Origin of the sequence: Sedimentibacter acidaminivorans, assembly GCF_017873955.1 — a bacterium.
GTDB classification, from domain to species: Bacteria; Bacillota; Clostridia; order Tissierellales; family Sedimentibacteraceae; genus Sedimentibacter; species Sedimentibacter acidaminivorans.
On sequence record NZ_JAGGKS010000006.1, the window covers coordinates 1 to 14,192 of the forward strand.

13 protein-coding genes, 1 pseudogene and 1 riboswitch are annotated in these 14,192 nt (G+C 28.1%); of the genes and pseudogenes, 3 read left to right on the plus strand and 11 right to left on the minus strand.

Going from position 1 to position 14,192, the window contains the following annotated elements:
* The 5 genes and pseudogenes from J2Z76_RS10250 to J2Z76_RS10270 all read right to left on the minus strand — a co-directional run.
* A pseudogene (locus J2Z76_RS10250) lies at positions 1-532 on the minus strand (HTH domain-containing protein); the annotation flags it as partial.
* 114 nt (positions 533-646) lie between these two features.
* Complete coding sequence (locus J2Z76_RS10255; RefSeq protein ID WP_209511967.1) at positions 647-1,183, minus strand: GNAT family N-acetyltransferase; 537 nt, start codon at positions 1,181-1,183, stop codon at positions 647-649.
* Positions 1,184-1,374: 191 nt separating this feature from the next.
* The gene (locus J2Z76_RS10260; protein ID WP_209511968.1) at positions 1,375-1,650 is read right to left on the minus strand and encodes an HU family DNA-binding protein; all 276 of its coding nucleotides are present in this window, start codon (positions 1,648-1,650) and stop codon (positions 1,375-1,377) included.
* A gap of 42 nt (positions 1,651-1,692) precedes the next feature.
* Positions 1,693-3,138 (minus strand): bifunctional methyltransferase/pyrophosphohydrolase YabN, encoded by a 1,446-nt coding sequence (gene yabN, locus J2Z76_RS10265; RefSeq protein WP_209511969.1) that lies wholly within the window; start codon positions 3,136-3,138, stop codon positions 1,693-1,695.
* Between the two features lie 2 nt (positions 3,139-3,140).
* On the minus strand, positions 3,141-4,736 hold the full coding sequence (locus tag J2Z76_RS10270; RefSeq protein WP_209511970.1) for a putative polysaccharide biosynthesis protein: 1,596 nt from the start codon (positions 4,734-4,736) through the stop codon (positions 3,141-3,143).
* Between the two features lie 291 nt (positions 4,737-5,027).
* Here J2Z76_RS10270 and recD2 point away from each other — a divergent pair, with 291 nt between their 5' ends.
* Together recD2 and J2Z76_RS16990 are read left to right on the plus strand one after the other, a co-directional pair.
* Positions 5,028-7,271 carry an SF1B family DNA helicase RecD2 gene (gene recD2, locus J2Z76_RS10275; protein ID WP_209511971.1) on the plus strand — a complete coding sequence of 748 codons (2,244 nt, stop codon included), beginning with the start codon at positions 5,028-5,030 and terminating at the stop codon, positions 7,269-7,271.
* 14 nt (positions 7,272-7,285) lie between these two features.
* Positions 7,286-8,008: a ComFC family protein gene (locus tag J2Z76_RS16990; RefSeq protein ID WP_209511972.1), complete on the plus strand. Its 723-nt coding sequence runs from the start codon at positions 7,286-7,288 to the stop codon at positions 8,006-8,008.
* A gap of 78 nt (positions 8,009-8,086) precedes the next feature.
* Here J2Z76_RS16990 and J2Z76_RS10285 read toward each other — a convergent pair whose 3' ends face one another.
* The 3 genes from J2Z76_RS10285 to J2Z76_RS10295 form a co-directional block, all read right to left on the minus strand.
* Complete coding sequence (locus tag J2Z76_RS10285; protein WP_209511973.1) at positions 8,087-8,653, minus strand: 5-formyltetrahydrofolate cyclo-ligase; 567 nt, start codon at positions 8,651-8,653, stop codon at positions 8,087-8,089.
* Positions 8,654-8,663: 10 nt separating this feature from the next.
* The gene (locus J2Z76_RS10290; RefSeq protein WP_209511974.1) at positions 8,664-9,281 is read right to left on the minus strand and encodes a site-2 protease family protein; all 618 of its coding nucleotides are present in this window, start codon (positions 9,279-9,281) and stop codon (positions 8,664-8,666) included.
* Positions 9,282-9,399: 118 nt separating this feature from the next.
* Positions 9,400-10,731, minus strand: coding sequence for a hemolysin family protein (locus J2Z76_RS10295; RefSeq protein ID WP_245210415.1), 1,332 nt, complete (start codon positions 10,729-10,731; stop codon positions 9,400-9,402).
* A gap of 200 nt (positions 10,732-10,931) precedes the next feature.
* Positions 10,932-11,015, plus strand: a riboswitch (cyclic di-GMP riboswitch).
* An 87-nt stretch (positions 11,016-11,102) separates the two neighbouring features.
* Between J2Z76_RS10295 and J2Z76_RS10300 the strand changes: the two genes are divergently transcribed.
* Positions 11,103-11,984: a transglutaminase-like domain-containing protein gene (locus tag J2Z76_RS10300; protein WP_209511975.1), complete on the plus strand. Its 882-nt coding sequence runs from the start codon at positions 11,103-11,105 to the stop codon at positions 11,982-11,984.
* Positions 11,985-12,053: 69 nt separating this feature from the next.
* Here J2Z76_RS10300 and J2Z76_RS10305 read toward each other — a convergent pair whose 3' ends face one another.
* The 3 genes from J2Z76_RS10305 to J2Z76_RS10315 are packed head-to-tail and all read right to left on the minus strand — an operon-like array spanning position 12,054 to position 14,185.
* On the minus strand, positions 12,054-13,112 hold the full coding sequence (locus J2Z76_RS10305) for a type IV pilus twitching motility protein PilT (protein ID WP_209512195.1): 1,059 nt from the start codon (positions 13,110-13,112) through the stop codon (positions 12,054-12,056).
* 4 nt (positions 13,113-13,116) lie between these two features.
* A complete protein-coding gene (locus J2Z76_RS10310) occupies positions 13,117-13,683 on the minus strand; it encodes a hypothetical protein (protein WP_209511976.1) in 567 nt (188 codons plus the stop codon).
* On the minus strand, positions 13,676-14,185 hold the full coding sequence (locus tag J2Z76_RS10315; protein WP_209511977.1) for a hypothetical protein: 510 nt from the start codon (positions 14,183-14,185) through the stop codon (positions 13,676-13,678). The genes J2Z76_RS10310 and J2Z76_RS10315 overlap by 8 nt, the downstream gene beginning before the upstream one ends.
* Between the last annotated feature and the right edge of the window lie 7 nt (positions 14,186-14,192).

Below are 14,192 nucleotides of genomic sequence, written 5' to 3' on the forward strand. Positions count from 1 at the left end.
GATCGTGATACATTTGATAATTTACATAGATAGCTAATCCTGTTTTTTAGATTATATTTTTTAATCACCATATTTATTAGTGTAAATTTTTGTTCTACCGATAAGCTTATTTCTTTTTCTTCTTTATCAACCCCCTTTCTAACATTTCGACTTTTTTTAGCAATTCATTCTCCGCTTTTAATAAGTTGTTTTGAGCTTTTAGACGATCATATTTTTCTTCTATAGATAATTCTTTTTCACTTGGTCTTCCTGAATTTTCTTTTCTTGTATCCTGTAATCCACATACACCATTTTTCCTATAAGTAGCTCTCCACCTTTTTCCAGAGGAATTAATACGTTCATTTCCAAGGATTTCTACATAAAGGCCGCATTCTTCAAATATTTCTCTTGGTAATTTACCATTTTCATTCTCAGCTATAAATATACGTTTAAATTCATCAGAATATGTTATTCCTTTTATGCTAACTGATTTTACATATTTATTTTTAGATAATATTTCTATTTCTTTATCTGTAAATATCTTCTTACTCATTAACGTCTCTACCTTTCCTTTTTCTCTATTATACATAAAAATACCCTATAGGGTAGACTTTTTTTAATTGTCTATTCTATAGGGTACATTTTATTTTATATCCTTGCAGTTTTTTTATTTATCATTAACAATCTCATAATCCATTATATATCTATCATGTGATTTACCATATTCATCTTCACTCATTTCAGTTGTTATAAATCCTATTTTATCTTTATACAGCCTAATAGCAGGTACATTCTCAGTATCAACTGTCAATCCTACCCTTTTAAATCCTTGTTCCGCAATATTTTTTAATATTATTTTTAAAAAATGATACCCTAATCCTTGTCCCTGTAAATTCTCTGCTATAGCATAGTCGAAAAGATAAACCTTTTCACTGTCTTCCCAGTCTCTCATTAAAATAGCTAGTCCAATTATATTTTTCTTATCTTCTTCTTTAAGAACAAAAACATTTCCATGTCTTATTTGTGGTACAAGACCCCATTCATCCATTCCTAAATCACCAAATAAATTCATTCCAAAATCAACCAATCTTCTTAAAAACTGATTACTATAATCTTGAACGAGATATACTGTTAATCTGCCAATATCCCCCTCCAGATTTTCTATTACTTTTTTAGGTAAACTTTTAACCTTTTCTAATTGCAAACTTACTCCTCCTTTTGTTTTTTATTTTTTATATTAAATAAATTTATAATAAAAAATTATGAACAAGAAATATTGTAACACACGATTTTAATATTTTATGTCATAATTTATATTTTCGAATTAATTAAATTACATGATAAAACCAAAGGGAGTATTTATTAATACCCCCTCATTAAAAATAAAAAATTTAATTAATTCACTGCTTCTTTTAATGATTTTCCTGCTTTGAATACTGGTGCTTTTGAAGCTGGGATATCAATAGTTTCACCAGGATTTCTTGGATTTCTTCCTTGTCTTTCTTTTCTGTCTCTTACTTCGAAAGTTCCAAAACCTACTAATTGAACTTTTCCACCTGCTACTAATTCGTCTTTTATTGTTTCCATGAATCCGTTTAATGCCTTTTCTGCATCTTTTTTTGTAAAACCAGTTTTTTCTGCAACACTAGCAATTAATTCAGCTTTATTCACAAAATTACCTCCTTAATAAAAATATTATTTATTTTATTTTATCTAAATTCCATTAGGAATCTTTGATTTTTCCCATAACTCATCCATTTCTTCTAGAGTCATCTGTTTTAAATCTTTTGTAGCATTTTTTTCTATAAATTCAAATCTATTAATAAATTTATTTATAGTCCTGTTTAATGCAATATCTGGGTTGATTTTCATAAACCTAGCAAAATTAACCATTGCGAAAATCAAATCGCCAAATTCACTCTCCATTTTGTCCAAATCTAATTTCTTATATTCTTCAATAAATTCAAAGAGCTCTTCTTTAATTTTAGTAATAGCCCCTACCTCGTCTGGCCAGTCAAAACCAACATCTGCTGCCCTTTTCTGAATTTTATAACTCCTACTAAGTGGAGATAAAGACTTTGGAACATTTTTTAAATTATCAGTATAATTACTTAATTTCTTCTCTTTTTGTTTAGCTGTTTCCCAGTTTTTAAGAGCTTCATCAACGTTGTTTGCTTTTTTATTTCCAAAGACATGAGGATGTCTTGAATACATTTTATTACAAACATTTGAAACTACATCCTTAAAGTTAAAAAAGCCATCTTCACTTGCTATCTCTGCATGAAATACTACTTGTAATAGTAAATCTCCAAGTTCTTCAACTAAATTATCAATATCATTATTATCTATTGCATCTACAACCTCATACGCTTCCTCTATTACACATTGTCTAATTGATTCATGCGTTTGTTTAATATCCCATGGACATCCATCAGGACCTCTGAGGGTTCTTATTGTCCTACAAAGATTATTTATATTATACACTGTATTTTCAGATATTTCAATAGGGTTAATGCAAAAATATGTTGAAAATCCATATTTTTTTTCTTGATCAATCAAAAACAACGGTACTTTTTCAATTTTTTCTTCTAAAACATCTATTTTTTGCACTAAAATATCGTCTTCATATACTTCCATTAGTATTATTTTAAGCTGAGAAGCAATTTCTCTGTCATACACTTGTGTAATGATATTTAGAGAATTTACATTAAATGAAAATTCATCAACCTCTAAACTATCTAATATACTTATACTTTTATAATCTGAGAATCCCGACAACTTAATACATTTATCAAGAAAGCTCATTCCATCTATTATTATTATATTAATTTCATCTTTATATTCACATAATAGCTTCTTCGTTACAATATCACCATAAAATGGGCTTCCAGCAGTGCAATAATTTATTTTACCATACTTTTCAGATAATTCAACAATTTTCGCTGTAATTTCGTCATAAACTTCATCAAAAGAATCATATTTTTCAAAATAGTCATCAAATGTTTCTATTTTTATATCTTTTTCTTTTAGCTGTTTTGTAACTGGATGTCTTATAGTTCTAACATAATTTGGAATACCACTTGTTAATGCATTATATGCCTTAATTGTTAAATCCTCTATATTCCCAACACCCATACCTACTATTTGAATTGTATTCATAATTATTTTTTCCTCACAAATTTCTTAAGTTTATCACCTTTTGGTATTAAATCTAAATCTTCTTCTGTTATTGCACCTGTAACAAATAAAAATATAACATAAACTATTACTGCAAAAGCTATGGACAATAGTGTTGAAATACTTTGACTAAAGACACCAATTAATAATTTAAACGATACAAAAACAGCAATAGCCATTACCACCGATGATAGAATAGGTTTAATTAACAATTTAATTAAATTTATATTTATTGGTGTTTTAGTGTTTATATCATACCAATTCAAAAGTGCAACTACTAAATAAGCACCTGTTGTACTTATGGCAGCACCCTTTATATTTATAGAAGGTATACTTATAAGTATATATGATAAAATCACCTTCACAACCAAACCTACAACTAAATTTTTTACAGGCAAAAATTGCTTGTTTACAGATTGCAATATAGCAGTAAATGCTTGAACTAAAGTTAAAAATATTACACTAATAGCCATTATTTCCAACAATTCTCCTGCACTAGCGTGTTTCTCAGGTCCTAAAGATGAAAATAACAATGCTATTATTGGCTCTGCTAATAAATAAAGTCCTATTCCACAAGGAAGCCCTATTATTAGTGCTATTCTAACACCTGCATTAGATGTTTTATTTAATTTAGTCTTATGTTTCTTTGTAAAAGAATCTGTTATTGAAGGTACGAGACTCATTGCTACTGCGGTTGAAAATACCAATGGAAAATTAATAAGAGTTTGTGCTGTTCCGCTTAGCTCCCCAAACATATCAGCAATCTGTACATCTGTATATCCAATAACAGAAAGTCTGCTTGATACTAAGTATGAATCTACTAAACCCATTAGAGGTGCTATAGAAGCTCCAATAGTAATTGGTATAGCTATATATAAGAGACTTTTAACTATATCCCATGTATTTTCTATCTTATTATTATTAGATAATTTTATTTCATTATTTATATTTTTCTTATTAATAAAGAAAATAATCGATATTACTAATAGTGATGCCACTCCACCAACAGATGCTCCAAATGTTGCCCCAGCTGCTGCTTCTTCAAGTCCATAATTTATAAGATAGTACGCAAAGTATAATCCCGCTAAAACACGAAAAATTTGTTCAATAATTTGTGATATTGCAATAGGTGTCATATTTTGTGTACCTTGAAAAAAACCCCTATATGATGATAATAAAGGTACTGCAAACAATGCAGGTACAAGCGCCACCATTGAATAATATGATCCTGGATAACCTAGTATATCCATAATTTGATGAGCAAAAACTAAAACAAAAATAGATGATACCAAACCTATAACAAATAAGCCCCATTTAGATATCTTATATACTTGATATGCACCTTCAAAGTTATTAAGTGCTCTTCTTTCCGATACTAGTTTAGCAATTGCAGTAGGGAATCCTGACAATGAAACAACTAACAACAGATTATATATATTGTAGGCAGGTTGATAATATCCTATACCTTCTGTCCCTATAAGATTTGTTAATGGAATTCTGTAAACTGCCCCTAATATTTTTACTATAAATCCTGCAATACTTAAAATAGCAGCACTTTTTACGAAACTTTCTTTGGACATGATTTATTCCTTTCTAATACTATTATTATCTCTGACTTTTATTTAATTTCTAAATTATTATGTAAATTCTTCATTTGATATTTACTTTAACATATTTTTTCATTTTTATAAAGAAAAATTTTATCAAGACGTTGAAATATATTACTTTATTATTTATATTTGTGTTATAATTTATTTACTGATAAATATAACATATTTCTCAACTTATATAAAAATTACTAATTATATGTATTTTAAGAAAATATTATTGTTAATTTTAAGTATTTTAAATGTTTTAAGGAGAAAAACAATATGGAATCTCACAAAGGAACAATAGTTGATACAATTTTCCGAAATAGTGAAAATGGTTATACTGTAGCTCTAATGGAAATAGATAATGAAGTCATTACCATAACTGGTTTTTTTGGAACTGATATTACAAATGAAACTATAGAAATTTTTGGAAAGAGAATAAAACATCCAAAATATGGACATCAATTCACTGTTGAAATGTACAATTCTGTTCTCCCTTCTAGCCTCGATCAAATAGAAAGTTATTTATCTTCTGGATTAATTAAAGGTATTGGAGATTTTACAGCAAAAAAAATTGTTGAGCTATTTAAAGAAGATACCTTTAATATTATTCAAAATCATCCAGAAAAATTACTTGAAATTGAAGGTATCGGAAAAAAAAAGGTAGAAATGATAACAAAGAGTTTTGTAGAACAAATAGATATTAAGGAAATTATGATGTTTCTACAAAAGCATGGAATTAGCACCACCTATGGAGTAAAAATATATAAACAATACGGTAAAAATACAATAAATATAATATCTGAAAATCCATATAGACTAACAGATGATATTTATGGAATAGGTTTTAAACTTGCTGACAAGATAGCATATTCACTCGGAGTAGAAAAGTCATCTCCATTTAGAAGTGCTTCCGGCATTAAATATTCACTGTTCGAATATGCAGCAAATGGTCATTCATATGTTCCTTATAAATTGCTTATAGACAGTGTATGTAATTTACTTGAAATAAATATTGAAATAATAGAAAATGAAATGAAAAATATGGCTTTTCAAGGAAAAATCCATATTGAACTTATAGAAGATGAAAGAGTAGTTTATTATTTACCTTATCATACAGCTGAAGTTAATGTATGTAAAAACTTAATTAATTTACAAAATGCTGATTTTAATATCCCTGAGAATGATATATTAGATTATTTATATCTTATAGAAAATGAATCCTATATTGAACTTACAAAAATGCAAAAAGAAGCAGTAATACAATCTATTTCAAATGGCGTTACTGTTATTACTGGGGGGCCTGGAACTGGTAAAACTACAATTATTCACTCTATAATTCGAGTTTTCGAAATGATGCACAAAAAAATATTTCTATGTGCACCCACAGGTAGAGCTGCTAAAAAAATTACTGAATCTGCTAGTAGGGAAGCAAAAACAATACATCGTTTATTAGAATATGCATACGGTGAAGAAGATAGCAACTTATGCTTTAATAAAAACGAAGATTCCCCTTTAGATTGTGAAGTCTTAATAGTTGATGAAATGTCCATGGTTGACATCCTGTTGATGAACAACCTTTTAAAAGCTATAAAAACTGGAACTAGACTTATTTTAGTTGGTGACGTAGATCAGTTGCCATCTGTTGGGGCTGGAAATGTCCTAAGAGACATAATAAAAAGCAACTCTATTAAAACAATAAAATTAGATACTATCTTCCGTCAGTCTTTAGGAAGCATGATAGTACAAAATGCTCATATGATAAATAATGGTAAAACACCTATATTTAATAAAAAGGATACCGACTTTTTCTTCATGCGCCAAAATAACAATAAAGAGGTACTCGATGTTATCGTAGATTTATACAATAACCGTTTACCATCCAAATATAACCTTGATCCAATAAAAGAAATTCAAGTCCTATCTCCCATGAAAAAAGGAGAAGTAGGAGTTATCGAGCTTAACAATAAATTACAGGCTTCTATCAATCCGCCCTCAAAGCTAAAAAAAGAAAAAGCTTTTGGTAAATATACCTTTCGAGTTGGTGATAAGGTTATGCAAACTAAAAATAATTACCAATCTGTGTGGTCAATGACTTGTGATGATGGTAAAGTTTCAACAGGTGAAGGAATATACAATGGTGATATTGGATATATCATATTTATTGATGAAATTGAACAAGAAATATTTGTTCAATTTGATGATCAAAAAGAAGTTGCTTATTCTTATAATCAACTAGATGAACTAATACTAGCTTATGCAACAACTGTACACAAAAGTCAAGGCAGTGAATTCCCTGTAATAATAATGCCCATAGTATGGGGACCTAACATGCTTTTAACAAGAAATTTATTATATACCGCAATAACAAGAGCAAAACAACTTGTAGTATTGGTTGGTTTTGAAAAATTTATACAAATTATGATAGCCAATAATAAAATTAATAATAGATATTCTGCACTTGACTATAGATTATCGTCTATATATAGTGCATATGAAAACCTAACAGATTTCAGTAACTAAAGGGAAGTGATTATGTGAATTCCTATATAGAATCACTATTAGAATTAATATATCCTGAAAAAAATATTTGCTATATATGTGATTACTATGATGAATCCATAGGTGAAAACTATATTTGTAATAAATGTAGACAATCTATTAAAAAAGTTGTTCCTCCTTTATGTAATAAGTGCGGCAAACCAATAAATTATGGTTTGTCTATCAATTTATGTCCTGATTGTTTTAATTTTGAAAAATATTTTGAAACATCCAGATCGCCCTTTTTATATGAAGGAATTATTAAAAATGGCATTTACAATTTTAAATATTATAATAAACCATATTACTATAAACTATTTGGAAGTTTATTATTACAGTATATGAATAAAATAAACTATTTGAATTTCAACTATATTGTATCAGTTCCCCTCCATCGTTCAAAATTAAAAAGCAGAGGATATAATCAATCTGAGTTATTAGCAATATATATATCTAACAAATTAAATATACCTTATATTAATGCCTTAAAAAGAATAAAAAAAACTAATAAACAAAGTTCTCAATCTAAATTAAATCGTATGAGAAATTTAGAAAATTCTTTTACAATCAACAAAAAAAACAAAATTAATTTTATAAAAAAAAGCAGTGTACTACTTGTAGATGATGTATACACTACAGGTTCCACTGCTAATGAATGTTCTAAAGCATTACTGAATTATGGGGTAAATAAAGTTTATGTTATAACTATTGCAAGATAAAGCAATTAATAATAATCATAATAGACAATCTTACCATATACAATTGTTATTTTGTTAGTTCTTTTGAGTTTTAAGTTGTTAATAAATATTTTCTTCCGTAATTATCTTATCCATTTTAATATCATGTTCCTCACTTGGTATTTCATCTAATATTTGAAATTCATAAGCAATAGCAACAGCTTTTGCATCATTTCTCTTTTTTGATAATATCCTATCATAGTACCCTTTTCCAAAACCTATTCGATTTAATTCCTTATCAAAGGCAACGCCTGGAACAATTATCAAATCAAGTTCAAAAGGGTCAATTGGAATTACTTTTTCTTCTTTAGGTTCTAAATATCCAAAAGAACTAAACTTTAAGTCAATGTTTATATCATTAATTTCAACTGGTATAATTACTGTATTGTCAACATCTGTATATGGAATAACAACACGCTTTTTTTCTTTAATCATTTCTTCTATTAAATCAAGAGTTTTAACTTCATTTTTAAAATCCATATATACAAAAACTGTTTTGCTCTTTTTAAATTCACTAATAGATTTAAGTTTATTAATTATAATTTCGCTTTTTTCTATAACTTGTTTATTTTCTATGCTATTTCTAATACTTAAAATTTTTTTACGTATATCACCTTTAGTTTCCATAGATTACCTCTCAAAAAAATATTGAAAATAGAAAATTGTTCAGAAATATAACTATTGGTCCAATTATCTTCCCTATAAAGTTAAAAATAATTAAAATTAATATTGCAAACCTAAGCTGTTCACGATATCTGTGATAAAAATTCCAAACTGGAGGGCCACCTATGCTTCCAAGTATATGATGTCCATCAAGTGGCGGAATAGGAAGAAGGTTAAATACCATTAGTACCAAATTTATTGAAACTGTGCCGGCAAGAACAGACCACACTACCTGTGTCATATCAGTAACTGGTAAAAACATATAAACTAGTTTCATAATAATTACAAAAATAATAGCCATAATAAAATTTGATATAGGTCCTGCAATAGAAACTAAAAAGTCGTCTCTTCTTGGGTTCTTAAAATTCCTTGAATCAATCATTACTGGTTTAGCCCACCCAAATCCTACTAACAAAAGACAAATAAACCCTAGAGGATCAATATGTTTAATTGGATTTAATGTCATACGTCCTTGAATCCTTGGTGTATCATCTCCAAGTTTTACTGCAACATAACCATGTGAAAATTCATGTATTGATATAGCTAGTAAAATTCCTGGAAGAATAATTAATTTATCTAAAAAATACGACATAATGCCTCCTTATTTTCTTTATTACATATTACATTCTACATCTTAAATCTATCTTAATACTTAATTTCAAAAATTTAAGGCAGTTATATAACTGCCTTAAATAATATTCTTTGAAATGTCAATCATTATTTGTATCATCACATAAATATACTAATGCTGTTTCCAACCTTCGACCTTTAATTTTAGTTATCTTAATTTTCAATCCATACTGTTCAAGTTCAAGCGTACTACCATCTTCGGGAATTGTACCTAATAAACCAAACACCAAACCACCAAATGTATCAAAATCATCATCAGGTAACATTATTCCAATATGCTTTGATACTATATCTAAAGGTGCTGCTCCTTTTATCTCCCAAGTATTTAAATCTATTGATTGTATTAGAGGAGGTTTTTGTGGATTTGAATAATCATCATCAAGATTGCCAACTATTTGCTCAAGTAAATCATTCATTGTTATAACACCACTCATACCACCATATTCATCAAACACAACTGCAAAGTGATTCCTGCTTTTTTTCATGTTTTGAAACAAAATATCTGTGCGTACTGTTTCTGGTACAAAGTAAGCAGTATTAACAGCCTCTTTCATAATATTTTCCCGTGTTTTTTCTTTAAGTCTAAAATAATCTTTTGTATTTAAAATACCTACTATATTATCTGCAATATCATCGCAAACTGGATATCTTGAATGTCTATTCTCATTAATTTTATTTTCCCATTCATTATCGTTTTCATCTAACCACAAAATAACAACTTCTGTTCTATGAGTCATAACTTCTTCAGCTGTTTTATTATCAAACTCAAAAACATTTTGAATCATTTCTTTTTCATTAATATTTATTGAACCTTTTTCACTTCCTACATCAACCATCATTCTTATATCTTCTTCTGTGACATCGTCATCATCTGAATTAGGATCAATACCAATAATGCGTAAAATCGCATTTGTAGATAAGGACAAAAACCATACAATAGGTGCAAAGACCTTAGAAATGAAATATAAAAGTCCTGACATGGCAAGTGCTAGGGACTCTGCATTTTTCATAGCAACTCGTTTCGGTACCAACTCTCCAAATACAAGAGTAAAGTATGACAAAACCAAAGTTATAGAGATAACGGATATTGTATTTAATGTAGATACTGGCAAATTAACTCCTAAACTTAATAAAAGAGATACTAATTTTTCTGAAAAGTTATCGGCAGCAAAAGCACTCCCAAAAAATCCAGCTAAAGTAATACCTACTTGAATTATAGATAAAAAATGAGACGGTTGTTCAGTCAACCTAGATAACCTCATAGCCTTTTTATCACCTGATGCAGTTAATTTAGCTAATTTATTATCATTCATAGAAATAACAGCAATTTCTGCACATGCAAAAACAGCATTAAGTAAAATCAAAAATATTTGTAATAATATTGGCCCCCATATAGGGTCTTCATCTAGCAATTTTGTAACCTCCTAATTTTTTACACTAATTAAAAAAATAATAGCACATATATAATATTTAGTCAACACAGGAACCTCTATTAATCATATGTAAATGTTTAAAATCTACCCTTTTTTTATTAGTATTAGTATATATTATTATTTTATCACAATACACATTAATTTGTTGACAACTACTTTTTTAAGTGCTATGATAAACGTAATTAAATAGGCAAAATTTTCTAAAGAAAATGACGCAAAGCTATAGGGTCTAAACCATTGTGGTAAGATAGCCAGTTGCTGTACAATTTATTTTGTACAATATTAATTATGCTAATTATCTTTGCTGACCTATTCAGTAAAGTTTTTTTATTTTAGAGGAGGGTTACATTATGAAAAAACTAAGAATATTTTTTTCTTCTATATTTATAATTATTTTGTTTCTTACTTATTCAACAATTTGTTATGGTGCAGACAATATTTATAAAGGTACAAGCTCTGAAATAAATGCAACTAATAGTAATGATGGTTACATTAAAATAAAGTATACAAAAACTACAAGTAAAAATCTAAAAGTAATTATTGAAAAAGATTCAACAAAATATACATATGATTTAAATAATGAAGGTGAATATGATACATTTCCGCTACAAATGGGTGACGGGAAATATAAAATAAAAGTTTTTGAAAATATTACTGATAATAAATACAGTGTAAAACAAAGCATTGATATTAAAGTGGAATTAAGTGATCCTAAGTCGCCATTTCTAGTTGCAAATAAATTAGTAAATTATTCTGAAAGTTCTGATGTAGCAAAAAAAGCACATGAGTTAACAGAGAAAACAGATGATGAAATTGAAAAATTAGATATAATTTACAATTATATTATAACTAACGTTGTTTATGATACAGACAAAGCTAAAAATGTAAAACCTGGATATGTTCCAGATGTTGATGAAATACTTAAAAGTAATAAAGGAATATGTTTTGATTACGCATCTATAATGGCCTCAATGCTTCGCTCAGAAAATATACCAGCAAAATTAGTAACCGGTTATTCTTCGAATTTAAGCGTATATCATGCTTGGAATGAAGTTTATACAGATGAAACTGGTTGGATTGTACTAAATGAAATGTATTTCGATGGAAACGAATGGAAACTAATGGACAGTACAATAGCATCCTCTGCTAAACAATCTAATAGCCCAAAAGTCATAGAATATACAAATAAGCTCATTAACCCTAAATATTATACTAAACAATTTGAATATTAATTATAAAGTCCTCCCCTTTCTTATATAAATTTAGAAGGGGGGGATTTATTTTATTTATTGTTCTGTTTGCTATTTAAGATGTTTAACTATTGAGTCTGAATCAATTGAATATGTCAATGCACATTCCTTACTTATCTTATCATTTTTATATAGTTCAATAATACTTGAATCCATTGATTTCATTCCTCTTCCTTCAGACGAATATATTACACTGTTAAGCTGGTGAACCTTTGATTCTCTTATTAAATTAGAAACCGCATTATTTACTAACATTACCTCAAAAGCTGCTGATCGACCACATATTTGAGATGGTATGAGCTGCTGAGATATAACAGCTTGAAGTTGCATTGACAACTGGATTTTAACTTGTTGTTGTTGATTCGGTGGAAATACATCTATTATACGATCGATTGTATTTGCAGCACCTGTAGTATGCAATGAAGATAGTACAAGATGACCTGTTTCAGCTGCTGTTAATGCAATTTCAATAGTCTCTAAATCTCTCATCTCTCCAATTAAAATAACATCAGGAGCTTGTCTTAAGGATGAACGAAGCGATGATATATAACTTTTAGAATCCGTTGATATTTCTCTTTGACTAACAATAGATTTTTTGTGCCTGTGAATAAATTCTATAGGATCCTCAAAAGTCATTATATGGCAGTTTCTTTCACTATTAATTTTATCTACAATACATGCGAGTGTAGTTGATTTTCCACTCCCAGCTGGTCCTGTTACAAGTACTAATCCCTTTGTTTTTTTATATAAATTCATCACAACTTCTGGTATACCTAACTCCATAGGATTTGGTAATTCAAAGAGTACCACTCTTATTACAGCTGCAAAGGAATTTCTCTGCTTATATGCACTTACCCTAAATCTTCCTAATTTAGGCAATGAAAAAGAAAAATCTACATCTCCTTCCTTTGACAATTCCTCAATACCGTCTTTGTCAGCAATTTTAAAAATGTCATATATAATTTCATATGTATCTTCCGATAACAAAGGTTCTTCGTTTTGCGAAATTATTTCACCCATAATTTTATATGACAAAGGTCTTCCTGCAATTATAAAAATATCTGAGGCATTCTTATCTATAGCATTACTTAACATTTCTTTAATTTTCATTTTATCAATCAATTCCTTCCCATAGGTCATATACATCTTCTTCATAGCTTGGTAAATCTATATTAGCTAAATTCCATGAAACAACTTCATAATATGGCTTATTTTTTATTTTGTCGTAATAAATATTCAAGGTTACACAAATTTTTTGATTAAAATTACCTAAGGCTTCATAATACACTGTAAATCCAAAATCTTTAACTTCTTCTCGACTTTCTAATACTTTTATTCCTTCTAATTCTAAAACTTTATTTTTTGCAATAATGTTATAATTTTCTAATATAGATATACTATTATCCACTTTAGTATTTAAATAACTTTGTGACAACAATAGTTTTCCATATATTTGAGATAATTTTTCTTCAGCTCTACCATGAGCAACATAATAATCCTTTACCATTTCCTGTGTTTTTATAGATAGCTTCAAGTCTGAGTAGGCTGTTGTAAAAGACAATGTAGAAAAAATAGTTAAGCAAAGAGAAACAAATATTACCATAATCAATGTTCCACCTATACCAAAAGGAGTACTCGAATATGTTCTATTTTCTGATTTATTTTCTTCTACACTAAACATCCTGCTTCCCCCTTATGATATTTATAGGGAAAAACTTTTTTGTTTCAATAACAAATATTGAAGAGGAAGAATTTTTTTTATCTATAAAAGGATATTTTTTAATTCTACCAATATTTATTTTTATATCATTCAACTCTCCTGAATTTAATTCACTTGTCGAAATATATAATTCAATAAAATATATTCTGTTTTTATCATCACATTTGTTCCAATTCTTATCATAATAATTCACATATTTACTACTGCTATTATCATAATAAATTTCATCAAACATCTTTTTTATGATTTCATTCATTTCATTGTTATTTTTAGATGATTTAATATACTCTAAGAATGTCTGTGATTTTAAACTTGCTATAGTTATATCATTAGATTTAATTTGAGTATATCTTGCCATAGCAAAACAATTCAACATAATTATGCCTGTTATTGCAAATATTAACACTGATAAAATTATTTCCACTAATGATACTTCTAAGCTTATCGATGACTTACCCTTCAAACTTTAC